This window comes from Actinomadura sp. SCN-SB (assembly GCF_043906805.1).
Classification (GTDB): Bacteria; Actinomycetota; Actinomycetes; order Streptosporangiales; family Streptosporangiaceae; genus Spirillospora.
This window is the reverse complement of the sequence record NZ_JBIMPP010000066.1, coordinates 1-25,481: the sequence shown is the minus strand read 5'-3', so window position 1 is coordinate 25,481 and position 25,481 is coordinate 1. Positions and strand designations below refer to the sequence as shown.

General features: G+C 69.1%; 37 protein-coding genes and 1 pseudogene. 35 read left to right on the top strand and 3 right to left on the bottom strand.

Going from position 1 to position 25,481, the window contains the following annotated elements; genetic code table 11:
* The first annotated feature begins 4 nt into the window (after window positions 1-4).
* The 27 genes from fusA (at window position 5) to ACGWYJ_RS31305 (ending at window position 16,967) form a co-directional block, all read left to right on the top strand.
* Window positions 5-2,116 carry an elongation factor G gene (fusA, locus tag ACGWYJ_RS31435; RefSeq protein ID WP_395110065.1) on the top strand — a complete coding sequence of 704 codons (2,112 nt, stop codon included), beginning with the start codon at window positions 5-7 and terminating at the stop codon, window positions 2,114-2,116.
* Between the two features lie 102 nt (window positions 2,117-2,218).
* Complete coding sequence (tuf, locus tag ACGWYJ_RS31430) at window positions 2,219-3,412, top strand: elongation factor Tu (RefSeq protein WP_285694668.1); 1,194 nt, start codon at window positions 2,219-2,221, stop codon at window positions 3,410-3,412.
* Between the two features lie 175 nt (window positions 3,413-3,587).
* Window positions 3,588-3,896 (top strand): 30S ribosomal protein S10, encoded by a 309-nt coding sequence (rpsJ, locus tag ACGWYJ_RS31425; RefSeq protein ID WP_018657599.1) that lies wholly within the window; start codon window positions 3,588-3,590, stop codon window positions 3,894-3,896.
* Between the two features lie 14 nt (window positions 3,897-3,910).
* Window positions 3,911-4,561, top strand: a complete 651-nt coding sequence (gene rplC, locus ACGWYJ_RS31420; protein ID WP_395110064.1) for a 50S ribosomal protein L3 — start codon at window positions 3,911-3,913, stop codon at window positions 4,559-4,561.
* A complete protein-coding gene (gene rplD / locus ACGWYJ_RS31415; RefSeq protein ID WP_395110063.1) occupies window positions 4,558-5,172 on the top strand; it encodes a 50S ribosomal protein L4 in 615 nt (204 codons plus the stop codon). The genes rplC and rplD overlap by 4 nt, the downstream gene beginning before the upstream one ends.
* Entirely contained in the window at window positions 5,169-5,468 is a 300-nt protein-coding gene (gene rplW / locus ACGWYJ_RS31410; RefSeq protein WP_285694665.1) for a 50S ribosomal protein L23, read from the top strand. The genes rplD and rplW overlap by 4 nt, the downstream gene beginning before the upstream one ends.
* Window positions 5,469-5,516: 48 nt before the next feature.
* Window positions 5,517-6,350: a 50S ribosomal protein L2 gene (gene rplB, locus ACGWYJ_RS31405; protein ID WP_395110062.1), complete on the top strand. Its 834-nt coding sequence runs from the start codon at window positions 5,517-5,519 to the stop codon at window positions 6,348-6,350.
* A gap of 12 nt (window positions 6,351-6,362) precedes the next feature.
* On the top strand, window positions 6,363-6,644 hold the full coding sequence (gene rpsS / locus ACGWYJ_RS31400) for a 30S ribosomal protein S19 (protein WP_285694663.1): 282 nt from the start codon (window positions 6,363-6,365) through the stop codon (window positions 6,642-6,644).
* A gap of 35 nt (window positions 6,645-6,679) precedes the next feature.
* Complete coding sequence (gene rplV / locus ACGWYJ_RS31395) at window positions 6,680-7,060, top strand: 50S ribosomal protein L22 (protein WP_395110061.1); 381 nt, start codon at window positions 6,680-6,682, stop codon at window positions 7,058-7,060.
* Window positions 7,060-7,896 carry a 30S ribosomal protein S3 gene (gene rpsC, locus ACGWYJ_RS31390; RefSeq protein WP_395110060.1) on the top strand — a complete coding sequence of 279 codons (837 nt, stop codon included), beginning with the start codon at window positions 7,060-7,062 and terminating at the stop codon, window positions 7,894-7,896. The genes rplV and rpsC overlap by 1 nt, the downstream gene beginning before the upstream one ends.
* 7 nt (window positions 7,897-7,903) lie before the next feature.
* Complete coding sequence (rplP, locus tag ACGWYJ_RS31385; protein WP_285694660.1) at window positions 7,904-8,323, top strand: 50S ribosomal protein L16; 420 nt, start codon at window positions 7,904-7,906, stop codon at window positions 8,321-8,323.
* On the top strand, window positions 8,323-8,571 hold the full coding sequence (gene rpmC / locus ACGWYJ_RS31380; protein ID WP_285694659.1) for a 50S ribosomal protein L29: 249 nt from the start codon (window positions 8,323-8,325) through the stop codon (window positions 8,569-8,571). Before rplP ends, rpmC begins: the two co-directional genes overlap by 1 nt.
* Window positions 8,564-8,839 (top strand): 30S ribosomal protein S17, encoded by a 276-nt coding sequence (gene rpsQ, locus ACGWYJ_RS31375; protein ID WP_395110059.1) that lies wholly within the window; start codon window positions 8,564-8,566, stop codon window positions 8,837-8,839. The genes rpmC and rpsQ overlap by 8 nt, the downstream gene beginning before the upstream one ends.
* A gap of 83 nt (window positions 8,840-8,922) precedes the next feature.
* Window positions 8,923-9,291: a 50S ribosomal protein L14 gene (gene rplN, locus ACGWYJ_RS31370; protein WP_285694657.1), complete on the top strand. Its 369-nt coding sequence runs from the start codon at window positions 8,923-8,925 to the stop codon at window positions 9,289-9,291.
* Window positions 9,292-9,600 (top strand): 50S ribosomal protein L24, encoded by a 309-nt coding sequence (rplX, locus tag ACGWYJ_RS31365; protein WP_285694656.1) that lies wholly within the window; start codon window positions 9,292-9,294, stop codon window positions 9,598-9,600. It abuts the gene before it with no gap.
* Window positions 9,601-9,602: 2 nt separating this feature from the next.
* Window positions 9,603-10,178, top strand: a complete 576-nt coding sequence (rplE, locus tag ACGWYJ_RS31360; RefSeq protein WP_395110058.1) for a 50S ribosomal protein L5 — start codon at window positions 9,603-9,605, stop codon at window positions 10,176-10,178.
* A gap of 56 nt (window positions 10,179-10,234) precedes the next feature.
* Window positions 10,235-10,420, top strand: coding sequence for a type Z 30S ribosomal protein S14 (locus tag ACGWYJ_RS31355; RefSeq protein WP_285694654.1), 186 nt, complete (start codon window positions 10,235-10,237; stop codon window positions 10,418-10,420).
* A 112-nt stretch (window positions 10,421-10,532) separates the two neighbouring features.
* On the top strand, window positions 10,533-10,931 hold the full coding sequence (gene rpsH / locus ACGWYJ_RS31350; protein ID WP_117360379.1) for a 30S ribosomal protein S8: 399 nt from the start codon (window positions 10,533-10,535) through the stop codon (window positions 10,929-10,931).
* A gap of 16 nt (window positions 10,932-10,947) precedes the next feature.
* Window positions 10,948-11,484: a 50S ribosomal protein L6 gene (rplF, locus tag ACGWYJ_RS31345; RefSeq protein ID WP_395110057.1), complete on the top strand. Its 537-nt coding sequence runs from the start codon at window positions 10,948-10,950 to the stop codon at window positions 11,482-11,484.
* A 2-nt stretch (window positions 11,485-11,486) separates the two neighbouring features.
* Complete coding sequence (gene rplR, locus ACGWYJ_RS31340) at window positions 11,487-11,873, top strand: 50S ribosomal protein L18 (RefSeq protein ID WP_395110056.1); 387 nt, start codon at window positions 11,487-11,489, stop codon at window positions 11,871-11,873.
* A gap of 37 nt (window positions 11,874-11,910) precedes the next feature.
* Window positions 11,911-12,528 (top strand): 30S ribosomal protein S5, encoded by a 618-nt coding sequence (gene rpsE, locus ACGWYJ_RS31335; protein ID WP_395110055.1) that lies wholly within the window; start codon window positions 11,911-11,913, stop codon window positions 12,526-12,528.
* Window positions 12,529-12,607: 79 nt separating this feature from the next.
* Complete coding sequence (rpmD, locus tag ACGWYJ_RS31330; protein WP_395110054.1) at window positions 12,608-12,793, top strand: 50S ribosomal protein L30; 186 nt, start codon at window positions 12,608-12,610, stop codon at window positions 12,791-12,793.
* A 2-nt stretch (window positions 12,794-12,795) separates the two neighbouring features.
* Window positions 12,796-13,281, top strand: a complete 486-nt coding sequence (gene rplO / locus ACGWYJ_RS31325; RefSeq protein ID WP_395110053.1) for a 50S ribosomal protein L15 — start codon at window positions 12,796-12,798, stop codon at window positions 13,279-13,281.
* Between the two features lie 313 nt (window positions 13,282-13,594).
* Window positions 13,595-14,890: a preprotein translocase subunit SecY gene (gene secY, locus ACGWYJ_RS31320; protein ID WP_395110077.1), complete on the top strand. Its 1,296-nt coding sequence runs from the start codon at window positions 13,595-13,597 to the stop codon at window positions 14,888-14,890.
* Complete coding sequence (locus ACGWYJ_RS31315; RefSeq protein ID WP_395110052.1) at window positions 14,890-15,540, top strand: adenylate kinase; 651 nt, start codon at window positions 14,890-14,892, stop codon at window positions 15,538-15,540. Before secY ends, ACGWYJ_RS31315 begins: the two co-directional genes overlap by 1 nt.
* 118 nt (window positions 15,541-15,658) lie before the next feature.
* Window positions 15,659-16,483: a type I methionyl aminopeptidase gene (gene map, locus ACGWYJ_RS31310; RefSeq protein WP_395110076.1), complete on the top strand. Its 825-nt coding sequence runs from the start codon at window positions 15,659-15,661 to the stop codon at window positions 16,481-16,483.
* 31 nt (window positions 16,484-16,514) lie between these two features.
* Window positions 16,515-16,967, top strand: coding sequence for a DUF1707 domain-containing protein (locus tag ACGWYJ_RS31305; protein ID WP_395110051.1), 453 nt, complete (start codon window positions 16,515-16,517; stop codon window positions 16,965-16,967).
* A gap of 42 nt (window positions 16,968-17,009) precedes the next feature.
* Here the strand turns inward: ACGWYJ_RS31305 and ACGWYJ_RS31300 are convergent, their stop codons facing one another.
* The gene (locus tag ACGWYJ_RS31300) at window positions 17,010-17,825 is read right to left on the bottom strand and encodes a phosphodiesterase (RefSeq protein WP_395110050.1); all 816 of its coding nucleotides are present in this window, start codon (window positions 17,823-17,825) and stop codon (window positions 17,010-17,012) included.
* A gap of 232 nt (window positions 17,826-18,057) precedes the next feature.
* Complete coding sequence (locus ACGWYJ_RS31295) at window positions 18,058-18,615, bottom strand: hypothetical protein (RefSeq protein ID WP_395110049.1); 558 nt, start codon at window positions 18,613-18,615, stop codon at window positions 18,058-18,060.
* Window positions 18,616-18,915: 300 nt separating this feature from the next.
* On the opposite strand from ACGWYJ_RS31295, the gene infA reads away from it, so the two are divergent.
* From infA to truA, 8 genes are all read left to right on the top strand, one after another.
* Window positions 18,916-19,137 carry a translation initiation factor IF-1 gene (gene infA, locus ACGWYJ_RS31290; RefSeq protein WP_197009446.1) on the top strand — a complete coding sequence of 74 codons (222 nt, stop codon included), beginning with the start codon at window positions 18,916-18,918 and terminating at the stop codon, window positions 19,135-19,137.
* A 71-nt stretch (window positions 19,138-19,208) separates the two neighbouring features.
* Window positions 19,209-19,322: a 50S ribosomal protein L36 gene (gene rpmJ / locus ACGWYJ_RS31285; protein WP_395110048.1), complete on the top strand. Its 114-nt coding sequence runs from the start codon at window positions 19,209-19,211 to the stop codon at window positions 19,320-19,322.
* A 260-nt stretch (window positions 19,323-19,582) separates the two neighbouring features.
* Window positions 19,583-19,963 (top strand): 30S ribosomal protein S13, encoded by a 381-nt coding sequence (gene rpsM, locus ACGWYJ_RS31280; protein WP_395110047.1) that lies wholly within the window; start codon window positions 19,583-19,585, stop codon window positions 19,961-19,963.
* 128 nt (window positions 19,964-20,091) lie between these two features.
* Complete coding sequence (rpsK, locus tag ACGWYJ_RS31275) at window positions 20,092-20,493, top strand: 30S ribosomal protein S11 (protein WP_285694639.1); 402 nt, start codon at window positions 20,092-20,094, stop codon at window positions 20,491-20,493.
* A 17-nt stretch (window positions 20,494-20,510) separates the two neighbouring features.
* Window positions 20,511-21,137, top strand: a complete 627-nt coding sequence (gene rpsD, locus ACGWYJ_RS31270; RefSeq protein WP_395110046.1) for a 30S ribosomal protein S4 — start codon at window positions 20,511-20,513, stop codon at window positions 21,135-21,137.
* Between the two features lie 144 nt (window positions 21,138-21,281).
* On the top strand, window positions 21,282-22,295 hold the full coding sequence (locus ACGWYJ_RS31265) for a DNA-directed RNA polymerase subunit alpha (RefSeq protein WP_285694637.1): 1,014 nt from the start codon (window positions 21,282-21,284) through the stop codon (window positions 22,293-22,295).
* 98 nt (window positions 22,296-22,393) lie between these two features.
* Window positions 22,394-22,954, top strand: a complete 561-nt coding sequence (gene rplQ / locus ACGWYJ_RS31260; RefSeq protein WP_395110045.1) for a 50S ribosomal protein L17 — start codon at window positions 22,394-22,396, stop codon at window positions 22,952-22,954.
* Window positions 22,955-23,068: 114 nt separating this feature from the next.
* The gene (gene truA / locus ACGWYJ_RS31255) at window positions 23,069-23,989 is read left to right on the top strand and encodes a tRNA pseudouridine(38-40) synthase TruA (protein ID WP_395110044.1); all 921 of its coding nucleotides are present in this window, start codon (window positions 23,069-23,071) and stop codon (window positions 23,987-23,989) included.
* Between the two features lie 26 nt (window positions 23,990-24,015).
* Here truA and ACGWYJ_RS31250 read toward each other — a convergent pair.
* Window positions 24,016-25,481: pseudogene (locus ACGWYJ_RS31250) on the bottom strand (hypothetical protein); the annotation flags it as partial.

The following is a 25,481-nucleotide window of genomic DNA, read 5'->3' as shown; positions in this document are numbered from 1 at the left end:
CACAGTGGCTACCAAAACCGGTGTAGACCTGGCCAAGGTCCGCAACATCGGGATCATGGCCCATATCGACGCGGGCAAGACCACGACGACCGAGCGGATCCTGTACTACACGGGCATCAGCTACAAGATCGGCGAAGTGCACGACGGCGCCGCGACCATGGACTGGATGGAGCAGGAGCAGGAGCGGGGGATCACCATCACCTCTGCTGCCACCACCACCGAATGGCCGGTCGAGGACGTCAAGCACACGATCAACATCATCGACACCCCGGGGCACGTCGACTTCACCGTTGAGGTGGAGCGCAACCTGCGGGTGCTGGACGGTGCCGTGGCGGTGTTCGACGGTGTGGCCGGCGTGGAGCCGCAGTCCGAGACCGTGTGGCGGCAGGCCGACCGCTACAACGTGCCGCGCATGTGCTTCGTCAACAAGATGGACCGCGTGGGCGCGGAGTTCCACCGCTGTGTCGACATGATCGAGAACCGTCTCAACGCGACCCCGCTGGTGCTCCAGCTCCCGGTCGGGGCCGAGGCCGACTTCAAGGGCGTCATCGACCTGGTGACGATGAAGGCCCTGCTGTGGAACGAGGAGGCCAAGCTCGGGGAGATGTACGACGTCGTCGACATCCCCGACACCCACGTCGAGGCCGCCCGCGAGTGGCACGACAAGCTGGTGGAGACGCTGGCCGAGAACGACGACGAGGTCATGGAGCTGTACCTGGAGGGCGAGGAGCCCACCGTGCAGCAGCTCTACGCCGGGATCCGCCGCGCCACCATCTCGGCCAAGGTGACGCCGGTGACCTGCGGCACCGCGTTCAAGAACAAGGGCGTGCAGCCCCTGCTGGACGCGATCGTCCGCTACCTGCCGTCCCCGCTGGACGTGGAGGCCATCGAGGGCCACGCCGTCCGCGACGAGGAGCAGGTGCTGACCCGCAAGCCCAGCGAGGACGAGCCGTTCTCCGCGCTGGCGTTCAAGATCATGAGCGACCCGCACCTGGGCAAGCTGACCTTCGTCCGGGTGTACTCGGGCGTTCTGGAGTCCGGCGCCAGCGTCATGAACTCCGTCAAGGAGCGCAAGGAGCGGATCGGCAAGATCTACCGGATGCACGCCAACAAGCGCACCGAGATCGAGCGCGCGGGCGCCGGTGACATCGTCGCGGTGATGGGCCTCAAGCAGACCACCACCGGCGAGACGCTGTGCGACGACAAGGACCCGATCGTCCTGGAGTCGATGAACTTCCCGGCGCCGGTCATCCACGTCGCGATCGAGCCGAAGACCAAGGCCGACCAGCAGAAGCTGTCCACCGCGATCCAGCGGCTGGCCGAGGAGGACCCGTCCTTCACGGTCCGCACCGACGAGGACACCGGTCAGACGGTCATCTCCGGGATGGGCGAGCTGCACCTGGAGATCCTGGTCGACCGGATGCGGCGGGAGTTCAAGGTCGACGCGAACGTGGGCCGCCCGCAGGTCGCCTACCGCGAGACGATCACCAAGAAGGTCGAGAAGGTCGAGTACACCCACAAGAAGCAGACGGGTGGCTCCGGCCAGTTCGGCCGCGTGATCATCGACCTGGAGCCGCTGGGCGGCGGGTCGGACGGCTACGAGTTCGAGAACAAGGTCACCGGTGGCCGCATCCCGCGGGAGTACATCCCGTCGGTGGACGCCGGGTGCCAGGAGGCCGCCGAGTTCGGCGTGCTGGCCGGGTACCCGATGGTGGGCGTCAAGGTCACCCTGCAGGACGGCGCCTATCACGAGGTGGACTCCTCGGAGATGGCGTTCAAGGTCGCCGGTTCCATGGCGTTCAAGGAGGCGGCCCGCCGGGCGGCCCCCACGCTGCTGGAGCCGATGATGGCGGTCGAGGTCACCACGCCCGAGGAGAACATGGGCGATGTCATCGGTGACCTCAACAGCCGGCGCGGTCAGGTCCAGTCGATGGACGAGCGCTCGGGGAACCGGGTCGTCAGGGCCCTCGTGCCCCTTTCGGAGATGTTCGGCTACGTGGGTGATCTGCGCAGCAAGACCCAGGGCCGGGCTGTTTTCACCATGCAGTTCGACTCCTACGCCGAGGTTCCCTCGAACGTCGCGCAGGAGATCATCGCCAAGGCCCGGGGCGAATGATCTTCGGATCAGCCTTGATCGTCCCGCTCGCATAGATCACAGCACAAGCCAGACATACGGAGCGGCCGGCTTCCGGCCGAGGATCGCAACAAGGAGCAACCAGTGGCGAAGGCCAAGTTCGAGCGGACCAAGCCGCACGTGAACATCGGCACCATCGGTCACATCGACCACGGTAAGACCACCCTTACCGCGGCGATCACCAAGGTGCTCCACGACCAGTACCCCGACCTCAACCCCTTCACGCCGTTCGACGAGATCGACAAGGCGCCGGAGGAGCGCGAGCGCGGTATCACCATCTCCATCGCGCACGTCGAGTACCAGACCGAGTCCCGGCACTACGCGCACGTGGACTGCCCCGGTCACGCGGACTACATCAAGAACATGATCACCGGTGCCGCCCAGATGGACGGCGCGATCCTGGTGGTCGCGGCCACCGACGGCCCGATGCCGCAGACCAAGGAGCACGTGCTGCTGGCCCGCCAGGTCGGCGTGCCGTACATCGTCGTCGCGCTGAACAAGTGCGACATGGTGGACGACGAGGAGATCCTGGAGCTGGTCGAGCTCGAGGTCCGCGAGCTGCTGACCGAGTACGAGTTCCCGGGTGACGACCTGCCGGTCGTGCGGGTGTCCGCCTACCAGGCCCTGCAGGGCGACGAGAAGTGGGCCGCGAGCATCACCGAGCTGATGAACGCGGTCGACGAGAACGTCCCCGAGCCGGTCCGCGACACCGACAAGCCGTTCCTGATGCCGATCGAGGACGTGTTCTCGATCACCGGCCGCGGCACCGTGGTGACCGGCCGGATCGAGCGCGGCGTGATCAACGTCAACGAGACCGTCGACATCATCGGCATCAAGCCGGAGTCGACCTCGACCACGGTCACCGGCGTCGAGATGTTCCGCAAGCTGCTCGACCAGGGCCAGGCCGGTGACAACGTCGGCCTGCTGCTGCGCGGCATCAAGCGCGAGGAGGTGGAGCGCGGCCAGTGTGTCATCAAGCCGGGCACCAACACCCCGCACACCGAGTTCGAGGCGCAGATCTACGTCCTGTCCAAGGACGAGGGCGGGCGGCACACGCCGTTCTTCAACAACTACCGCCCGCAGTTCTACTTCCGGACCACGGACGTGACCGGCGTCGTGAACCTCCCCGAGGGCACCGAGATGGTCATGCCCGGCGACAACACCGAGATCCGCGTCGAGCTGATCCAGCCCGTCGCCATGGAGGAGGGTCTGCGGTTCGCCATCCGTGAGGGTGGCCGCACCGTGGCCTCCGGCCGGGTCACCAAGATCATCAAGTAGCAGCGTCGCCGGTTCGGCGGCCCGCCGGCACACAGCGGGCGGGCCGCCGAACCGCGACAACGGCAGGAAAACCCAGCGGCACCGAGTGAATCGCTCCGGCGTTCGGCCCAGGCCCAGACGGCCGAACGGACGGGAGACAGATCGCTCGCCAGAAGTAAAGGACACCGAGGCCACCATGGCGGGACAGAAGATCCGCATCCGGCTCAAGGCCTACGACCACGAGGTCATCGACACCTCCGCGAAGAAGATCGTTGAGACGGTGACGCGGACGGGCGCCAAGGTCGCCGGCCCGGTGCCGCTGCCGACCGAGAAGAACGTGTACTGCGTCATCCGCTCGCCGCACAAGTACAAGGACTCGCGCGAGCACTTCGAGATGCGCACGCACAAGCGGCTGATCGACATCATCGACCCCACGCCCAAGACGGTCGACTCGCTGATGCGGCTCGACCTTCCGGCCGGCGTGGACATCGAGATCAAGCTCTAAAGGGACGCACCGAGATGAGTGAGCAGAGGAAGGGCGTCCTGGGCGAGAAGCTCGGCATGACCCAGGTCTTCGACGATGAGGGCCGGATCGTTCCGGTGACCGTCGTCCAGGCCGGGCCGTGTGTCGTCACCCAGATCCGCACCCAGGAGAAGGACGGCTACACCGCCGTCCAGATCGGGTACGGGCAGATCGACCCGCGCAAGGTGAACAAGCCGCGCACGGGTCACTTCGAGAAGGCGGGCGTCACGCCGCGCCGCTACCTCGTCGAGCTGCGGGCGGACGACACCTCCGGGTACGAACTCGGCCAGGAGATCACCGTGGAGGTCTTCGAGGCCGGCCAGAAGATCGACGTGACCGGGACGAGCAAGGGCAAGGGCACCGCCGGCGTCATGAAGCGCCACGGTTTCCGCGGCCTGGGCGCCTCGCACGGCACCCAGCGCAAGCACCGCTCGCCGGGCTCGATCGGCGGCTGCGCGACCCCCGGTCGCGTCTTCAAGGGCCTGCGCATGGCGGGGCGGCACGGCAACGCCCGCACCACCGTGCAGAACCTGACCGTCCACGCCATCGACACCGAGAAGAACCTGCTGCTGATCAAGGGCGCGGTTCCCGGGCCGAACGGCGGCGTGGTGCTGGTCCGCGATGCGGTGAAGGGAACGGGCAAGTGACGAACAAGCTCGACATCGACCTGCCTGCGGACATCTTCGACGCCAAGACCAGCGTCCCGCTGATCCACCAGGTCGTGGTGGCGCAGCAGGCCGCGGCCCGGCAGGGCACGCACGCGACCAAGACCCGCGGCGACGTCCGCGGCGGCGGGCGCAAGCCGTACCGGCAGAAGGGCACCGGCCGGGCCCGTCAGGGCTCGACCCGCGCGCCGCAGTTCGCCGGCGGCGGCACCGTCCACGGCCCGCAGCCGCGGGACTACTCGCAGCGCACGCCCAAGAAGATGAAGGCGGCCGCGCTGTGCGGCGCGCTGTCCGACCGCGCCCGGCACGGCCTGGTGCACGTCGTGGACAACCTCATCGAGGGCGACACCCCGAAGACGAAGACGGCGCTGAAGGCGCTGCGCGAGGTCTCCCAGGCCAAGCACGTCCTGGTGGTCCTGGACCGCGAGGACGAGGTGACCTGGAAGAGCCTGCGCAACGAGCCGTCGGTGCACCTGCTCGTCTCCGACCAGCTCAACACCTACGACGTGCTGCGGAACGAGGAGGTCGTCTTCACCAAGGCGGCGTTCGACGAGTTCGTGGCGCGCGCGAGCAAGAAGGAGGCGGCGAAATGACCAAGATCGCCGATCCCCGCGACATCATCATCGCGCCGGTGGTCTCGGAGAAGAGCTACGGGCTCCTGGACGAGAACAAGTACACCTTCATCGTCCGGCCCGACGCCAACAAGACGCAGATCAAGCAGGCCGTGGAGGCGGTGTTCAACGTCAAGGTGACGAGCGTGAACACCCTCAACCGGCCGGGCAAGCGCAAGCGGACCCGGTTCGGCTACGGCAAGCGCAAGGACACCAAGCGCGCCATCGTCAGCCTGGCCGAGGGCGAGCGGATCGACATCTTCGGGGGCCCGGCCTAAAGCGGGCCGGGACGCCACCGAAGAGCAGAAAAGGGATGAACGAAAAAGATGGGCATCCGTAACTACAAGCCGACGACCCCGGGGCGTCGCGGGTCCAGCGTGGCCGACTTCGTCGAGATCACGCGCCGCGAGCCGGAGAAGTCGCTGCTGCGTCCGCTTCCCAAGAAGGGCGGCCGCAACAACCACGGCCGCATCACCACCCGCCATCAGGGCGGTGGGCACAAGCGCGCGTACCGGCTGATCGACTTCCGCCGGCACGACAAGGACGGCGTCCCGGCCAAGGTCGCGCACATCGAGTACGACCCCAACCGCACCGCGCGGATCGCGCTGCTGCACTACGTGGACGGCGAGAAGCGTTACATCCTCGCCCCGCGCGGGCTCAAGCAGGGCGACCGGGTCGAGAACGGGCCGGGCTCGGACATCAAGCCGGGCAACTGCCTGCCGCTGCGCAACATCCCGACCGGTACGGTCGTGCACGCCATCGAGCTGAAGCCCGGCGGCGGCGCCAAGATCGCCCGCAGCGCGGGCGCGGGCGTCCAGCTGCTGGCCAAGGAGGGCAAGTACGCCACGCTGCGGATGCCGTCCGGCGAGATGCGGATGGTGGACGTGCGGTGCCGCGCCACGGTCGGCGAGGTCGGCAACGCCGAGCAGTCCAACATCAACTGGGGCAAGGCCGGCCGCATGCGGTGGAAGGGCAGGCGCCCGACCGTCCGCGGCGTGGCCATGAACCCGATCGACCACCCGCACGGCGGTGGTGAGGGCAAGACCTCCGGCGGTCGGCACCCGGTCAACCCCAAGGGCAAGAAGGAAGGCCGGACCCGCCGGGCCAACAAGTCCAGCGACCGGCTGATCGTCCGGCGACGCAGCAAGAAGAAGCGGTAGGAGTCGTTCGTCATGCCACGTAGCCTTAAGAAGGGCCCCTTCGTGGACGACCACCTGATGAAGAAGGTGGACGACCAGAACGAGAAGGGCACCAAGAACGTCATCAAGACGTGGTCGCGGCGCTCCATGATCGTGCCGGAGATGATCGGTCACACGATCGCCGTGCACGACGGCCGCAAGCACGTGCCGGTGTTCATCACCGACGCCATGGTGGGTCACAAGCTCGGCGAGTTCGCGCCGACCCGCACCTTCCGCAGCCACGTCAAGGAAGACCGCCGCAGCCGTCGCGGCTGACGGCGGGCAGAGAGACCGTAGAAAGAGGGACAGCGATGGAAGCCAGGGCCCAGGCGCGGTTCATCCGCGTCACGCCCAGGAAGGCCCGCCGCGTGGTGGACCTCATCCGCGGCCTGCCCGCCGCGGAGGCGCAGGCGGTGCTGCGCTTCGCCCCCCAGGCCGCGAGCGAGCCTGTGGGCAAGGTGCTGGCGAGTGCCATCGCCAACGCCGAGCACAACTTCAACCTCGCCGCCGACACGCTCGTCGTGAGCCGGGCGTACGTGGACGAGGGGCCGACGCTGAAGCGTTTCCGGCCCCGCGCGCAGGGCCGTGCGTACCGCATCAACAAGCGCACCAGCCACATCACGGTGGTCGTGGAGTCGCGCGATGAGGCCGCCGCGTCCAGTGGTGGCAGGAAGCAGAGGAGGGCCCGGTAGTGGGTCAGAAGATCAACCCGCACGGGTTCCGGCTCGGCATCACCACCGACCACAAGAGCGTGTGGTTCGCCGACAAGCTCTACAAGGACTACGTCAAGGAGGACGTCCAGATCCGGCGCATGCTGCAGAAGGGCATGGACCGGGCTGGCATCTCCAAGGTGGAGATCGAGCGGACCCGTGACCGTGTCGAGGTCAACATCCACACCGCCAGGCCGGGCATCGTCATCGGCCGGCGCGGGGCGGAGGCCGAGCGGCTGCGCGGCGACCTGGAGAAGCTGACCGGCAAGCAGGTGCGGCTGAACATCCTCGAGGTGAAGAACCCCGAGATCGACGCCCAGCTGGTCGCGCAGGGCGTGGCCGAGCAGCTGTCCAGCCGGGTGGCGTTCCGCCGCGCGATGCGCAAGGCGATCCAGTCGGCGATGAAGTCGGGCGCCAAGGGCATCAAGGTGCAGTGCGGCGGCCGTCTCGGCGGCGCCGAGATGTCGCGGTCGGAGTTCTACCGCGAGGGCCAGGTCCCGCTGCACACGCTGCGCGCCGACATCGACTACGGGTTCTACGAGGCCCGTACGACCTTCGGCCGCATCGGCGTCAAGGTGTGGATCTACAAGGGCGAGGCGGCGGCGACCCGCGCCGAGCGCGAGCAGCAGGCCGCTCAGCAGCGCGCCGCGGGCGGCGGCGGTGGTCGCGAGCGCCGCGGTGAACGGCGTGGCGGCGGCCGTGGTGGCCGTGGCGGGCGCGGTGGCGAGCGCGGCGAGCGCGCGCCCAGGCAGCAGCAGCAGTCGGAGCAGCAGCCGGCTCAGCAGAGCGAGGCCGCTGCCAGTGGTGAGGGGAGCTGAGTAACCCATGCTGATCCCTCGCAAGGTCAAGCACCGCAAGCAGCACCATCCGAGGCGCCGTGGCATGGCCAAGGGCGGCACGCGGGTGACGTTCGGCGAGTACGGCATTCAGGCGGTCGAGGGCGCGTACGTGACCAACCGGCAGATCGAGGCCGCGCGTATCGCGATGACCCGGCACATCAAGCGTGGCGGCAAGGTGTGGATCAACATCTTCCCGGACCGCCCGCTGACCAAGAAGCCCGCCGAGACCCGGATGGGGTCCGGTAAGGGCTCGGTCGAGTGGTGGGTGGCCAACGTGAAGCCGGGCCGTGTGATGTTCGAGATCTCGTACCCGAACGAGACCGTGGCCCGTGAGGCGCTGACCCGTGCGATCCACAAGCTCCCGATGAAGTGCAAGATCGTGAAGCGAGAGGTGGGTGAGTCCTGATGGCCAAGGGTCTTACCGCCGAGGATCTGCGGACCGAGCCCCAGGACGTCCTGGTCACCAAGCTGAAGGAGGCGAAGGAAGAGCTGTTCAACCTGCGCTTCCAGGCCGCCACCGGACAGCTGGAGAGCCATGGGCGGCTGCGCACCGTGAAGCGCGAGATCGCCCGCATCTACACCGTGATGCGCGAGCGTGAGCTCGGCATCGTGACGGTGACCGAGGAGGACGCCGCGGAGGGCGACGATGAGTGAGCAGACGAGCGAGCGGCAGCGCAACACCCGGAAGGTCCTTGAGGGCCTGGTGGTGAGCGACAAGATGGACAAGACCGTGGTCGTGTCCGTCGAGGACCGCGTCACCCACCGGCGTTACCACAAGGTGATCCGCCGCACCACCAAGTACAAGGCGCACGACGAGGCCAACGAGTGTGGCGTCGGCGACCGCGTCCGTCTCATGGAGACCCGGCCGCTGTCGGCGACCAAGCGCTGGCGCGTGGTGGAGATCCTCGAGAAGGCCAAGTAACCGAAGGCCGCAGGCAAACCCATTGGTTCCACCAGGCTCCGCCCAGGCGAGGCGGAGAACCGGTGTGACGAACAGGAGTCAACGTGATCCAGCAGGAGTCGCGACTCAAGGTCGCCGACAACACGGGTGCCAAGGAGATCCTTTGCATCCGGGTGCTCGGCGGCTCGGGTCGGCGCTACGCGGGAGTCGGCGACGTCATCGTCGCGACGGTGAAGGACGCCCTTCCCGGAGCGGGCGTGAAGAAGGGTGACGTGGTCAAGGCCGTCATCGTGCGCACCCGCAAGGAGCGCCGGCGGCCGGACGGCTCCTACATCCGTTTCGACGAGAACGCGGCCGTCCTCATCCGGGACGGCGGCGACCCCCGCGGCACCCGGATCTTCGGCCCGGTGGGCCGTGAGCTGCGCGAGAAGAGGTTCATGAAGATCATCTCGCTCGCCCCGGAGGTGCTGTAAGTGAAGATCAGGAAGGGCGACGAGGTCATCGTCATCGCGGGCAAGGACAAGGGCGCGACCGGCAAGGTGCTGCGCGTCGATCCGCGCCGCGAGCGCGTCGTCGTCGAGGGCGTCAACCTCATCACCAAGAACATCAAGGCCGACCAGCAGCGCGCGGGCAAGGAGAGCGGCCGGGTCACGGTCGAGGCGCCGCTGCACGTCAGCAACGTCGCGATCGTCGAGGACGGCAAGCCGGTCCGGGTCGGATACCGCATCAACGAGGACGGGACGAAGGTCCGGATCTCGCGGCGCAGCGGTAAGGAGATCTGACCATGACCGAGACGACCGAGGCCCGTCCCGTCCCGGTGCCGCGCCTGAAGGTGCGCTACCGCGAGGAGATCGCGCCCGCGATGCGCGAGCAGTTCGGCTACGCCAACGTGATGCAGATCCCCGGGCTGACCAAGATCGTGGTCAACATGGGGGTCGGCGAGGCCGCCCGCGACGCCAAGGTGATCGAGGGCGCGGTCCGCGACCTCACCGCGATCACCGGCCAGAAGCCGATGGTGAACCGGGCCCGCAAGTCCATCGCCCAGTTCAAGCTGCGGGAGGGCATGCCGATCGGCGCGCACGTCACGCTGCGCGGCGACCGGATGTGGGAGTTCCTCGACCGGCTGCTGTCCACGGCGCTGCCGCGGATCCGTGACTTCCGCGGGCTGTCGCCCCGGCAGTTCGACGGCAACGGCAACTACACCTTCGGGCTGACCGAGCAGGTCATGTTCCACGAGGTGAACCCGGACCGGATCGACCGCACCCGGGGCATGGACATCACGGTGGTCACCACCGCGAAGACCGACGACGAGGGCCGGGCGCTGCTGAGGCTCCTGGGCTTTCCGTTCAAGGAAGCCTGAGCTTCCGCAGGCGGCTGGGCGACCGGCCGACGATCGCAACGAGGAGAACTGAACCGATGGCGAAGAAGGCTCTGATCGCCAAGGCGGCCCGCAAGCCCAAGTTCGCTGTGCGCGCATACACTCGGTGTTCGCGCTGCGGGCGTCCGCGGTCGGTCTACCGGAAGTTCGGCCTGTGCCGGATCTGCCTCCGGGAGATGGCCCACCGCGGCGAGCTGCCGGGCATCACGAAGTCGAGCTGGTAACCAGCCGAAAGCTTGTCATAACCACCAGGGCGCCTGAGCAAGGCGTCCACGACCACGCCAAAGGTCCACGGGGAACACCAAGGAAACCGTGGCGAGGGAGGGCCTGTAGCCCATGACGATGACTGATCCGATCGCAGACATGCTGACGCGTCTGCGCAACGCGAACTCGGCGTACCACGACTCGGTGTCGATGCCGTACTCGAAGATCAAGGCGCACATCGCCGAGATCCTCCAGCAGGAGGGCTACATCTCGGGCTGGAGCGTCGAGGACGCCGAGGTCGGCAAGAAGCTCGTGATCGAGCTGAAGTTCGGCCCGACCCGGGAGCGTTCGATCGCCGGTATCAAGCGCGTGTCGAAGCCGGGTCTGCGGGTGTACGCGAAGAAGGACAACCTGCCCAAGGTCCTGGGCGGACTGGGCGTCGCGATCATCTCGACGTCGTCCGGCCTGATGACCGACCGGCAGGCCGGCAAGCGCGGCGTGGGCGGGGAAGTCCTCGCCTACGTCTGGTGAGGGGAGGGCACTACACATGTCGCGTATCGGACGTCTCCCCATCACCGTTCCCAGCGGCGTCGACGTGCGGATCGAAGGCCGGCAGGTCAGCGTCAAGGGGCCGAAGGGCGAGCTGAGCCACACCGTCGCCGAGCCCATCTCGGTGGAGGTGGAGGACGGCAAGGTCACCGTGACCCGGCCGGACGACGTGAACGTCAACCGGGCGCTGCACGGCCTGACCCGGTCGCTGATCAACAACATGGTGGTCGGCGTGACCGAGGGCTTCCGGAAGACCCTGGAGATCCACGGCGTCGGTTACCGTGTGGCGGCCAAGGGCAAGAACCTGGAGTTCTCGCTCGGGTACAGCCACCCGATCGTGGTGGAGCCGCCGGAGGGCATCAGCTTCACCGTGGAGCGGCCGACCCAGCTGGTCGTCGAGGGGATCGACAAGCAGAAGGTCGGCGAGGTCGCCGCCAACATCCGCAAGTTGCGCAAGCCCGACCCGTACAAGGGCAAGGGCGTGCGCTACCAAGGCGAGCAGATCCGCCGCAAGGTCGGAAAGGCTGGTAAGTAGTCATGGCAGGCACCAAGACCCTGGCCCGCAAGGCCACGTCGGCCCGCGCGCGGTCGCGCAAGCGCCGGCACTTCCGGGTCCGCAAGAAGGTCGTCGGCACCGCCGCGCGGCCGCGCCTGGTCGTGACCCGCTCCACCAAGCACGTGTTCGTCCAGGTGATCGACGACACCGCCGGGCACACGCTGGCGTGCGCCTCCACCATGGAGGCCGACCTGCGTGCCTTCGACGGCGACAAGACGGCCAAGTCCCGCCGGGTCGGCGAGCTGGTGGCCGCCCGCGCCAAGGAGGCCGGGATCAGCGCCGTCGTGTTCGACCGCGGCGGCAACAAGTACCACGGCCGCGTGGCCGCCGTCGCGGACGGCGCACGCGAGGGGGGCCTCGAGCTCTGATGGCCCTGATCTTCGACAACGGGAAGAGGAACCACTGATGGCAGCGCAGAGGCGTGGTGGCGGTCAGGGTGGCGACCGTCGCGACGGCCGCCGCGACGACCGCCGCGGTGGCGCCGACAAGGGCCAGTCGTACATCGAGAAGGTCGTGGCGATCAACCGGGTCGCCAAGGTCGTCAAGGGCGGACGGCGCTTCAGCTTCACCGCCCTGGTGATCGTCGGTGACGGCAACGGCACCGTCGGCGTCGGCTACGGCAAGGCCAAGGAGGTGCCCGCGGCGATCGCCAAGGGCGTCGAGGAGGCCAAGAAGCACTTCTTCAAGGTGCCGCGGATCCAGGGCACCATCCCGCACCAGGTGCAGGGCGAGGCGGCGGCCGGCGTGGTGCTGCTGCGCCCGGCCAGCCCCGGTACCGGCGTGATCGCCGGTGGCCCGGTGCGCGCGGTGCTGGAGTGCGCCGGCATCCACGACGTGCTGAGCAAGTCGCTGGGCACCGACAACGCGATCAACATCGTGCACGCGACGGTGGACGGGCTGAAGTCGCTCAAGCGGCCCGAGGAGATCGCGGCCAAGCGCGGTCTGCCGATCGAGGACGTCGCCCCCGCCGCCATGCTGCGGGCGCGCGCCGCCGGCAGCGAGCCGCGGGCGGAGGCGTCATGACCGAGCGGAGCGAGGGCATGATCGCTGCATGTGACGGGGGGCCTGGGGGGTTGCCCCCCCAGAAAGGAAGGGCCTCCTGATGGCCGGTCGGCTGAAGATCACCCAGACCAAGTCGGTGATCAGCGAGAAGCAGAACCAGCGTGACACGCTGCGCACCCTCGGCCTGAAGAAGATCGGGCAGAGCGTGGTGCGGGACGACCGTCCCGAGGTGCGCGGCATGATCCGGACGGTGAACCACCTGGTCACCGTCGAGGAGGTCGACTGACGATGGCCGATCTGAGCAAGGCCGGCGAGGGTGCCGAGGGAACCCCGCTCGGGCTGCACGATCTGCGCCCGGCCCGCGGCGCCAACCGCCCCAAGACCCGTAAGGGACGGGGCGAGGCGTCCAAGGGCAAGACCGCGGGCCGCGGCACCAAGGGCACCAAGGCCCGCGCCACGGTGCCGGTCGGGTTCGAGGGCGGCCAGATGCCGCTGATCCGCCGGGTTCCCAAGCTCAAGGGCTTCAAGAACCCCAACCGGGTCGAGTACCAGGTGGTCAACCTGGACCGGCTGGCCGAGCTGTACCCCGAGGGCGGCGAGGTCACGGCGGAGGACCTGGCGGCCCGTGGCGCGGTGCGCCGCAACCGCCCGGTGAAGATCCTCGGAACCGGCGAGATCTCCGTCGCGGTCCAGGTCAAGGCGCACGCCTTCTCCGGATCCGCCAAGGAGAAGATCACCGCTGCCGGCGGCTCCACCGAAGAGCTGTCCCGGTAAGCGGCGAGGTAGAAGGACCCGTGATGCCGGGGACGCGCCCGACCGCGCGCGCCGGGGCGGCATGTGCCGGTGGGGGGGCGACCCCCCACACCCCCCGGGGGAGCAGGCCGTCGCGGTTCCCTGCGCTCCGCCGGCGCTCTGCTCCGGGACCCGGAACGGCGGCCCCGGCGCGACGGCGCGCGGCCCCGGCATCATCTGCTGTTAGAGTCTCACCGGCGGCGGTGTCGGCAACTCCTCGGCGCCGCGCCGTCCATGGACCCGAACCCGGCCCCTCGTCGGCGGCCAAGGATTCGCCAGTCGCGCAGGAGGAATGGTGCTGACCGCGTTCGCCCGGGCTTTCCGTACGCCGGACCTGCGTAAGAAGATTCTGTTCACGCTCTTCATCATCGTGATCTTCCGGATCGGCTCGGTGCTGCCGTCCCCGGGCGTGAACACCGAGGTCCTGCGTGAGACCGCCGATGCGGCGAGGGAGAGCAACCAGCTCTACGGGCTGGTCGACCTGTTCAGCGGCGGCGCGCTGCTGAAGCTGTCGGTGTTCGCGCTGGGCATCATGCCCTACATCACGGCGAGCATCATCCTGCAGCTGCTGACGGTGGTGATCCCGCGCCTGGAGGCCCTGCGCAAGGAGGGCCAGGCCGGCACCACCAAGATCACGCAGTACACCAGGTACCTGACCGTGGGCCTGGCGATCCTCCAGGCCACCGGCATCGTGGCGATGGCCAGCACGGGACAGCTGTTCCAGGGCGTGGCCGGCAGCGGTGACGTGCTCTACGACAACGACATCTTCACGATCATCACGATCGTGATCGTGATGACCTCCGGCACCGCGGTCATCATGTGGCTGGGCGAGCTGATCACCGACCGCGGCGTCGGCAACGGCATGTCCTTGCTGATCTTCACCCAGGTGGTGGCGGTCTTCCCCGCCCAGTTCTGGAGCATCTACACCAGCAAGGGCGGCTTCGTCTTCTCCATCGTGCTCATCGTCGGCCTGGCGATCATGGCGGGCGTGGTGTTCGTGGAGCAGGCGCAGCGGCGGATCCCCGTCCAGTACGCCAAGCGGATGGTGGGACGCCGGATGTACGGGGGCACCTCGACCTATATCCCGCTCAAGGTCAACCAGGCCGGCATCATCCCGGTGATCTTCGCCTCGTCGCTGCTGTACCTGCCGGTGCTGGCGACCCAGCTGTGGCCGGAGACCGACTGGCTCCAGCGCATCCAGCCGTACCTGGCGCAGGACAACCCCTGGCACATGGCGGTCTTCTTCGGCTTCATCGTGTTCTTCACGTACTTCTACGTGGCGATCACCTTCAACCCCACTGAAGTCGCCGACAACATGAAGAAGTATGGTGGCTTCATCCCAGGTATCCGTCCGGGCCGGCCGACCGCCGAGTACCTCGACTACGTGCTCACCAGGATCACCACGCCCGGTTCGCTGTACCTGGGTGTCGTCGCCCTGATCCCGATGGTCGCGTTCGCGCTCATCGGCGCGAGCCAGGACTTCGCGTTCGGGGGGACGAGCATCCTCATCGTCGTCGGCGTCGGACTGGATACCGTGAAGCAGATCGAGAGTCAGCTCCAGCAGCGCAACTACGAGGGCTTCCTCCGGTAGTGCGTATCGTCCTGGTGGGCCCCCCGGGAGCGGGCAAGGGGACACAGGCCCAGTTCATCGCATCGCACCTGTCCATCCCGAAGATCTCGACAGGTGACATCTTCCGCGCCAACGTGAGCAAGGGGACGGAGCTGGGCCGGCAGGCCAAGAAGTACATGGACCGAGGCGACCTGGTGCCCGACGAGATCACCATCGCGATGGTGCGGGACCGGCTGGCCGAGGACGACGCCCGGCACGGCTTCCTGCTGGACGGCTTCCCGCGCAACGTGCCGCAGGCCGAGACGCTGAAGAAGATCCTCGCCGAGTGGGACGTCAAGCTGGACATCGTCCTGGAGCTGGTCGTCGACGAGGACGAGGTGATCAGGAGGCTGTCGGGTCGGCGCACCTGCGAGCGGTGCGGGCGGATCTGGCATGTCGACTTCGACGACAAGCAGGACGACATCTGCGACGAGTGCGGCGGCCACCTCTTCCAGCGCGACGACGACAAGGAGGAGGTCGTCCGGCACCGCCTGGAGGTGTACCAGCAGGAGACGGCTCCGCTGGTGCAGTTCTACGCCGACGAGCGGATCCTGGTCGGCATCGACGCGACGGGGCCGGTGGAGGAGGTCACCAACCGGGCCCTGGCCGCGCTGCGTCCTCTGGAACGCTGAGAGGCCGTCTCCTGGACCGCCCGCCGCCCGCCCTCGCCGGCGTGTCGCGTCGCCCGCTTCGCCGCCCGGTCCCCCCATTCCGGATTGCTCGTAAGATCGGGAATGAGGGGGATTCATGTTGAGACGGCGCAGGCGGCACGGCATCCAGGTCAAGACCGCCGAGCAGGTGGAGCTGATGCGCGCGGCCGGGCTGCTGGTCGGCGAGACGCTGGAGATGCTGCGCGAGGCGGTCAAGCCCGGGATCACCACGATGGACCTGGACGTGCTCGCCGAGCAGCATATCCGCGACCACGGCGGCGTCCCGTCCTTCAAGGGCTACCACGGCTTTCCCGCGACGATCTGCACCTCGGTGAACGAGGAGATCGTGCACGGCATCCCCAGCGCCGACCGGGAGCTGCGGGACGGGGACGTGCTCTCCATCGACTGCGGCGCGATCGTGGCGGGCTGGCACGGCGACTCGGCGATCACCGTCCCGGTGGGGGAGATCACGCCGGAGGAGGCACGGCTGCTGGAGGTCACCGAGGCGTCCCTGTGGCGCGGTCTGGCGGCCGGAACGGCCGGGGCCAGGCTGACCGACATGTCCCACGCGATCGAGTCTCATATCCGCTCTCAGGGCTCCTACGGCATCGTCGAGGGGTACGGGGGGCACGGCATCGGGACGCGGATGCACATGGACCCGCTGATCCCGAACCACGGGGAGCCCGGTCACGGCCCCGTCCTGGAACCGGGCATGTGCTTCGCGGTCGAGCCGATGGTCAACCTCGGCACCAAGGACACCCTGGAGCTGGCCGACGGCTGGACGGTCGTCACCGGCGACGGCCGCCGTTCCGCCCACTTCGAGCACACCTTCGCGGTCACCGAGGACGGCCCCCGGGTCCTCACGGCCCTTGATGAGGGCCGGGAGTGGTTCACGAAGCTGGGAATCGTCAAAGCTGGGAAGTAGCCTTCCTCCTGAGAGCTGTGAAGGGGCCGGTATGCCGCCTAATCCTGATATCCGCGCCTCTGACGCCGACCGTGACCGCGTGGCCGGGTCGCTGCGCGAGCACTGTGCCCAGGGCCGCATCACCATGGACGAGCTCCAGGAGCGGCTTGAGGCGGTCTACGCCGCCAAGACCCTCGGGCAGCTCCAGGAGATCACCTCCGACCTGCCCGAGGAGGACCTGTACGAGCTGCCCGTGCCGGCGTCCCAGCACACGACCGCCGCTCCGGCGACGCGCCCCGAGATGGGCACGGACTCCTTCCGGTCGGGACGCCGCGCGCTGTGGACCACGTGGGCGGTCGTCGGCTCCCTCAACGTCACGGTCTGGCTGGTCCTCGCCCTCACGGGCACCCTGGTGTACCCGTGGTGGATCTGGGTCCTGGGGCCGTGGGGCGCCGCTCTGCTGATCGGAACGCTCCTCGGCCGGCCCAGGCGCCCCAGCCGCTGAGAGCCCGGCGCTGCTCACCGCACGGCGTGCTCATTCCACGGCTCATTCCACATCCATGAGCGGCCGGTGGCTGCCGCTGGGCACGAAGTGGGTGGTCGCGCCGCCGTCCTTGCCGATCAGATGGACGGCGAAACCGGCCGGCTCGCCGGTGACCGCCGCGCGGCCGGGCCGGCTGAGGTCGAGGAACAGCTGCCGGTAGGTGCTGGGGCAGGTGGTGCTGACCCGGCCCGCGAACGTGCCCGCCGAGCCGCGGTGCACATGGCCGCTGATCATCCGGATCACCTGGTCGTGGCGCCGGATGACCTCGGCGAACCCGGTGGTGTCGCGGAAGCGCATGTCGTCGATGAACCGGATCCCGATCGGATAGGGCGGGTGGTGGGTGGCCACCACGGTGGGGGTGCCGGGCTCGGCGGCGAGGGTGTCGTCCAGCCAGGCCAGCCGCTCGGGGTCCATCGCGCCGTACGGGGATCCGGGGACGGTGGTGTCGCAGCAGACGAGCCGTGTCCCCGCCACGTCCACCGCGTACTGGACGGGCGCCAGCGGCCCGTCGGCGGTCGCCGCGACGGCCGGGTGGGCGCCGAAGGCGGCGCGCAGCGCGTCCCGGTCGTCGTGGTTGCCGGGCATCGGGTGGACGGGCATCGGCAGCGGTGACAGCAGGGCGCGCAGCCGGTCGTACTCGGCGGCCCGCCCCGCCTCGGTGAGGTCGCCGGTCAGCACCACCGCGTCGGGACGGGCGGGCAGGGCCAGCAGGGCGGACACCGCGGCCCGCAGGGCGCGCACCGGGCCGGAGTCGTCGGGCACCACGCCCCGTTCGTCCGCGGTGATATGGGTGTCGCTGAACTGCGCGATGATCGCCATTGATGCCTTCCCTCCAGCACGCTCACGCCCTCCGGCAGGGCCATGGATCGCGGGCGGTGTCCGGCGCCGTGCCGGCGGCCGTCCTCCGTGCCGGGTGCCGTCCGATCCGATCCTCGTCCTCGCGGGCGGGCCTGTCGATCCACCCCGGCGAAAGCAAGATCACTCCTGTCGGGAAGATCCCCGATCCCGCGCGGGACATGTCCGCCCCGGTGGGGCGGCGTGCCGGGGCGGGTCAGGCCACATGCGGGATGACCGCGGACAGGGCCGAGGTGACGTCCTCGGGGGCCGGGGCGATCGAGGGGACCACGTCGCGCAGCGCCAGCCAGCCGTTGATCGCCTGGACGGTGGGCCGGGCCTCCCGCAGCTGCGGGTCGTCCACCTCGTACCAGGCGGCGATCTTGGACCAGCGCCAGAGCCGGTGGCCCGCGCTCGACATCTCCGAGGCGGGGAAGCCGCCCGGCCCCCGCGCGCCGGTGATCGACAGCCGTACCGAGTCGACCGACCGGCCGACCCGCTCGGCGATGTCGCGGATGGTCAGCAGCGGGTCGGCCTCCACCCGCTGGACGTGCAGGCCGGGCGCGCTGGTCTCCACGTGCTCCACCAGCTCCATGATCGCCGCCGCCAGCGTGGGCCCCTGCCAGCTACAGGAGGCGTTGCCCGGCCGGTCGGCGTGCTCGGGCTCGGTGATGATCGACACCGTGACCTGGCCGTACGTGCGGTCGAACAGGGCGTCCAGTTCCTCCTCGTAGAGGGGACGGCTGAGGATCAGCGCGAAGTCATAGCTCGGCATGCCGATCCTCCTTGGACTCCTCCTTGGACGTCCTTCCTTCCGGAAAGGTACAACGCGCGGGCGCTGTATGCTGGGGCCGGGAGCGGTGTCGGGCACCGGAACATGCGCCGATTTCACAATCGGCGGTCCGGTGACGTAGACTCCTATGTCGGTCCTGCTGTCGGCCGCCCACGATTCCTGCCCGGAGATTCGATCTCGGCATGGTCGCGGCCGGAGTCCCGTGGAGATCTCTTATCCCAGAGTTCTGTCCGGGGGTCCCGCGGGCCGGTCCCAAGAGCCGATCAGTGAAGCGCGGAGGACATGCCCAAGAAGGAAGGCGCCATCGAGATCGAGGGCACCGTCATCGAGTCCCTCCCCAACGCCATGTTCAGGGTGGAACTGGACAACGGGCACAAGGTGCTCGCCCACATCAGCGGCAAGATGCGGATGCACTACATCCGGATCCTGCCGGACGACCGCGTCGTCGTGGAGCTGAGCCCCTACGACCTTTCGCGCGGCCGGATCGTCTACCGCTACAAGTGAATCGATAACCCACTGGGGTTGCCTTCCTCATGCGTGGCGGCGTGAGGGTGACCCTGAACGAAGGAGACCCAGTGAAGGTCAAGCCGAGCGTCAAGAAGATCTGCAACAACTGCCGCATCATCCGCCGGCACGGCCGGGTCATGGTGATCTGCTCCGACCCGCGCCACAAGCAGCGCCAGGGCTGAGGCCCCGGCCCGGCGAGCGGCATCGCCGAACGGCATAACCGAAAAAGACAAGCGCGTCGCGATCTTTCACCACGTGGCCGTACGACCCTTGATCGGGTCGTGCGGCACCGGTGTCCCCGGGGCCGGAGGCACGGCCTCCTCCACGGGGATCCGCGCGGGTGAAGGGGGACCCTCGGACGGAGGCCGAGGCCGCCACCCGGGCAGGGTGTTCGCGGGAGCGGCGCGCACACACCTCCGCGACATGAAGGGAACTGCCCTAGATGGCACGCCTGCTCGGCGTCGACCTCCCGCGCGACAAGCGCGTGGAGATCGCTCTCACCTACATTTACGGCATCGGCCGTACCCGGGCGCAGGAGACGCTGGCCAACACCGGTGTCAACCCGGACCTGCGCGTCCACCAGCTCGGCGACGAGGAGCTGGTCAAGCTGCGCGACTGGATCGAGGCGAACTACAAGACCGAGGGCGACCTGCGCCGCGAGGTCCAGGCCGACATCCGGCGCAAGATCGAGATCGGTTGCTACCAGGGCATCCGGCACCGCCGCGGGCTTCCCGTGCACGGCCAGCGCACCCAGACCAACGCGCGGACGCGCAAGGGCAAGAAGAAGACCGTGGCCGGCAAGAAGAAGGCCGGGAAGAAGTGAGCGCTTCCCTTCCGATCCTCGCCGGAACGCCGGACCGTCCGAACGTGCAGAGGACGAACATCATCCAGTAGTCCGGCCTCCGGCGTGCGCCGGATCCGGATCGACGACCTCAGGAGTAGAGAGAGCAGATGCCTCCCAAGAGCCGTGCCGGCGCCAAGAAGGTGCGCCGCAAGGAGAAGAAGAACGTCGCTCACGGGCACGCCCACATCAAGAGCACGTTCAACAACACGATCGTTTCGATCACCGACCCGAACGGGAACGTGATCTCCTGGGCCTCCTCCGGCCATGTCGGGTTCAAGGGCTCGCGCAAGTCGACCCCGTACGCCGCCCAGCAGGCCGCCGAGTCGGCCGCCCGGCGTGCCATGGAGCACGGCATGCGCAAGGTCGACGTCTTCGTGAAGGGCCCGGGCTCGGGCCGTGAGACCGCGATCCGGTCGCTGCAGGCGACCGGCCTCGAAGTGGGCTCGATCCAGGACGTCACGCCCGTTCCGCACAACGGCTGCCGGCCGCCGAAGCGCCGTCGGGTCTGAGGGGGAGATTCAGGACAATGGCTCGTTACACCGGCGCCGACTGCAAGCTGTGCCGTCGCGAGAAGATGAAGCTGTTCCTCAAGGGCAGCAAGTGCGAGGGACCCAAGTGCCCGATCGAGATCCGGCCCTACCCGCCGGGTGAGCACGGGCGCGGCCGTCCCAAGGAGACCGAGTACCTGCTCCAGCTGCGTGAGAAGCAGAAGGCCAAGCGCATCTACGGGGTGCTGGAGCGGCAGTTCAGCAACTACTACGTCGAGGCCAACCGGCAGGGCGGCAAGACGGGTGAGAACCTGCTGTCCCTGCTGGAGCGGCGGCTCGACAACGTGGTCTACCGCGCGGGCTTCGCCAAGTCCCGCGACATGGCCCGCCAGCTGATCCGGCACGGCCACTTCCGGGTCAACGGCAAGAAGGTCAACATCCCGTCCTACCTGGTCAGCGAGGCCGACATCATCGATGTGCGGGCCAAGTCGCTGGAGATGACCCCGTTCCAGGTCGCCAAGGCCGAGGCGGGCGAGCGCCAGGTCCCGGCGTGGCTGGGCGTGGACGCCGATCGGATGCGGATCTTCGTGCACTCGCTGCCCGTCCGGCAGCAGATCGACGCTCCCGTCCAGGAGCAGCTGATCGTCGAGCTCTACTCGAAGTAAGGGCTCGTCCAGGCAAGGGCTCGCGGCCCGTCCCGGCCGGCCTCCGTCCCGTGGAGACGCGGAACGGGGGCCGACCGGGGGCGGGCAAGTACCATGGAGCACGCGGTCGTCAAATAGCGGGCACCGCGGAAAGAAGGAATTCCCATGCTCATCGCTCAGCGTCCCACCCTCACCGAGGAGCAGGTCGACGAGTTCCGGTCGCGGTTCACCATCGAGCCGCTGGAGCCGGGCTTCGGTTACACGATCGGCAACTCGCTCCGCCGCACCCTGCTGTCCTCGATTCCCGGCGCCGCCGTCACCAGCATCCGGATCGAGGGCGTGCTGCACGAGTTCTCCACCGTGCCCGGGGTCAAGGAGGACGTCACCGACATCATCCTGAACCTCAAGGAGCTGGTGGTCTCCTCCGAGCACGACGAGCCGGTGGTCATGTACCTGCGCAAGCAGGGCCCCGGCGAGGTGACCGCGGCCGACATCGCGCCGCCCGCCGGCGTCGAGGTGCACAACCCCGACCTGCACATCGCCACCCTCAACAACAAGGCCAAGCTGGAGATGGAGCTGACCGTCGAGCGCGGTCGCGGCTACGTCTCGGCGGCCCAGAACAAGCAGCCGGGCCAGGAGATCGGCCGGATCCCGATCGACTCGATCTACTCGCCCGTCCTGAAGGTCACCTACAAGGTCGAGGCGACCCGGGTCGAGCAGCGCACCGACTTCGACCGCCTCATCCTGGACGTGGAGACCAAGCAGGCGATGCTGCCGCGGGACGCGGTGGCCTCCGCCGGCAAGACCCTCGTCGAGCTGTTCGGGCTGGCCCGGGAGCTCAACGTCGAGGCCGAGGGCATCGACATGGGCCCGTCCCCGACGGACGCGGCGCTGGCCGCCGACCTGGCGCTGCCCATCGAGGAGCTCAACCTCACGGTCCGCTCCTACAACTGCCTCAAGCGCGAGGGCATCCACTCGGTGGGCGAGCTGGTCGCCCGCTCCGAGCAGGACCTGCTGGACATCCGCAACTTCGGCGCCAAGTCGATCGAAGAGGTCAAGCAGAAGCTCAGCGACATGGGTCTGTCCCTGAAGGACTCCCCGCCCGGGTTCGACCCGAGCGCGGCGGCCGACAACTACGGCGACGACGACACCAGCTACGCCGAGACCGAGCAGTACTAAGCACTTTCCATCCCAGGCCGGGGGTCGCGAACGCGGACCCCGGCCTGGAATCAGGCTGACGCCGGTACCTGATACGGCCGGCGCAGGAAGGAACGACGATGCCTCAGCCCACCAAGGGCGCCCGTCTGGGCGGCAGCCCCGCGCACCAGCGGCTCATCCTGGCCAACCTGGCGACGGCGCTGTTCGAGCACGGCCGGGTCACCACCACCGAGGCCAAGGCCCGGCGGGTGCGCCCGCTGGCCGAGAAGCTGATCACCAAGGCCAAGCGGGGCGACCTGCACAACCGCCGCCAGGTGGCCAAGGTGATCCGGGACAAGGGCGTCGTGCACGAGCTCTTCACCGAGATCGCGCCGCGCTACGAGAACCGTCCCGGCGGTTACACCCGGATCACCAAGATCGGGCCGCGCAGGGGCGACAACGCCCCGATGGCCGTGATCGAGCTCGTCCAGGAGGAGCTGTCCGCCTCGACCGGCCGTCCCGCCGCGGCTCCGCAGTCCAAGGCCGCCGTGGTGGCGCCCACCCCGGCCGAGGTCACCGAGAAGGGCGAGGCCGAGGACGAGGTGACCCTGTCCAAGGGCGAGGACGCCGAGACCGAGGCCACCGAGGCCGGGGACACGGCCACGGATGAGGCCACCGACGAGGGTGACACCAAGAAGTAGCAGGTCAGGGCGCCTTTTGGTGCGTTCGACATGCGCTCGGGCCCGCCGGTCCCTTACGGGACGGCGGGCCCGATCTTTGCCAGACTGCTGTCATGGTCACGTGAGAGGGGTGGGATGACCGCACTGGTACGGCTCCGGCTCGACATCGGCTACGACGGGTCGGGGTTCGCCGGCTGGGCGCGCCAGCCCAACCAGCGGACCGTGCAGGGCGTCATCGAGGACGCCCTGGCCCGCCTGCTGCGCCTCGACCCGCCTCCGGCGCTCACCGTGGCGGGCCGCACGGACGCGGGCGTGCACGCGCGGGGCCAGGTGGCGCACGTGGTGGTGCCGGTCGCCTCGTACTCAACGGTCAACGGCACCATGCCGCGGCGGCTCGCGGGGCTGCTGCCGCCGGACGTGCGGGTGTGGCGGGTGTCGGTCGCCCCGGAGGGGTTCGACGCGCGCTTCTCCGCCCTGTCGCGCCGGTACGTGTACCGGGTGTGCGACGACCCGGTCGGGGTGGACCCGCTGCGCCGCCACGACGTCCTGTGGCATCCCCGTCCGCTGGACCTGGACCGCATCAACACCGCGGCGGCGATGCTGCTGGGTGAGCACGACTTCGCCGCGTACTGCCGCAAACGGGAGGGCGCGACCACCATCCGGGAGTTGCAGCGTTTCGAGTGGCACCGTGAGGAGCCCTACGGCGTGAGGGACGCCGCGCGGGGTGACGTGCCGCGTTCGCCGGTTCAGCAGCGGGGGATGGTCGTGGCGACCGTCGAGGCCGACGCGTTCTGCCACTCGATGGTGCGCGCCCTCGTCGGCGCGATGCTGGTGGTGGGGGACGGCAGGCGCGCCGTGGAATGGCCCAAGGAAGTGCTGTCACGGCGGGTCCGCGACTCGGCGGTGAACGTGGCGCCCGCGCACGGGCTTTCCCTGGAGGAGATCCGCTACCCGGAGCCGGAGAACCTCGCGCGGCGCGCCCAGGAGACCCGGCGTGTCCGCACGCTCAACTCCGGGTCCGGCTCCGGGTTGTCCGGTGACTCCGTGGCCGGTTAGCGGGCCGGCCAGCGCCGTGCCATGGTTCAGCCGCGGGCGCGCGTGTCGATGGGACGCAGCGCGTACCCCACGAACTGCTCGGCGACGGCCTTGAGCATCGGGTCGCCCGGCTGTGGCCGCTTGCCGTTGGCGTACGTCGCGTACGCGTAGACGATGTAGCGTCCCCTGACCGTGCTGGCCGCGTACCCGCCCGCCCGGTCGATGTCGGGGGTGCGCTTGCCGGGCATCCCGCGGAACCACTCGTACGTGCTCGGGTCGCCGGCCGTGTTGGCTCTGAGCGCCGCGGCTTTGGTGGGCAGCACCGCGATGCCGGACGTGACGGCGAGGGACCGTTTCCTGTCGAGGTAGGTGACCCGGACGACGCTGCTGCATCGCAGCGCGGTGAGCGCCTTCGCCATCGCGCCGCGGGCGACCAGGGCGCACTGGTGGTTGACCGACGAGCGGTCACGGGCGTAAGCACGCCCGCCCAGGACGATCCGCGAGGTCGGGAACGCCTCCGTGAGCGCCAGCGGCTTCGGATCGGTGCGCACGCTGTCGATGACGGACGGTTCCGAGGGTGGGGCCGAGGTGGAGGAGGGGTTCTGGGACGGGGTGGGGCCGTTCTGCGCGACCTGCGGTCCCGAGGTCTCGGCCGCCCCGGCGCGGCGGGTGGCGCTGTCGGAGCCCCCGTTCGTGACGACGAAGCCGCCGGCGCCGATGAGCAGTGCCACGACGGCCACACCCCCGCCGATCAGCAGCGCCTTGCGGCGTCCACCGGAGGCGCGGTCCGTGCCCTTGTCGCCGCCCGTGTTGAGCAGGCCGTCGGCGAACGGCGTGCTGTCGATCGAGAGCCCGCCCTCCGCGTGGTAGACGGGTGTGATCACCTGTGGGCGGGTCTCCTTGGACGCCTCGGTGACGATGGGAGCGGCCAACGGAGTGGGCGTTGTGGGCGTTCGGTCGCCGTCCTCGGGCGGTGTCGTCCCGGGCGGGAGGAAGGAGTCGGGCGAGAGGACCTTTCCGGAGACCTCCGCCTCCGGGGCCGGAGGCTCGGGCTCGGGCTCCGGTGCGGGCTCGGGCTGGGCCGCGGGCTCGGGTTCCGGTTCCGCCGCCGTGACGGCGGGGATGCCGTCCGGATCGGTGTCCCGGGACGCGGGGCGGGGGCGCTCGACGATCGGCTTGTTCGGGACGGCCCGCCGGGTGTCGACGCTCGGGACGCCCGTCCCGGCGACCAGCGTGCCCGGGATCCCCTCGGGCTCCGGCGCCTCCTCGGGCTCGGCCTTCTCGGGCTTCGCCTTCTCGGGCTCTGCGGCCCTCTCAGGCTCCGGCACGGGCTCAGGCTCCCGCTGAGGCTCCGGCGCGGGCTCGGACGCGGTGGGGGCGGGCTCGTCATCGTCCGCCCACCACGGCTTCTGCAGGCCGATCGGCAGCCGGATTTCGACGGGCACGGAACCCGCGTCCGCCGTCTTCTCGCCGGGGGCGGAGGCGGCCTCAGTGGCGGCCTCAGTGGCGGCCT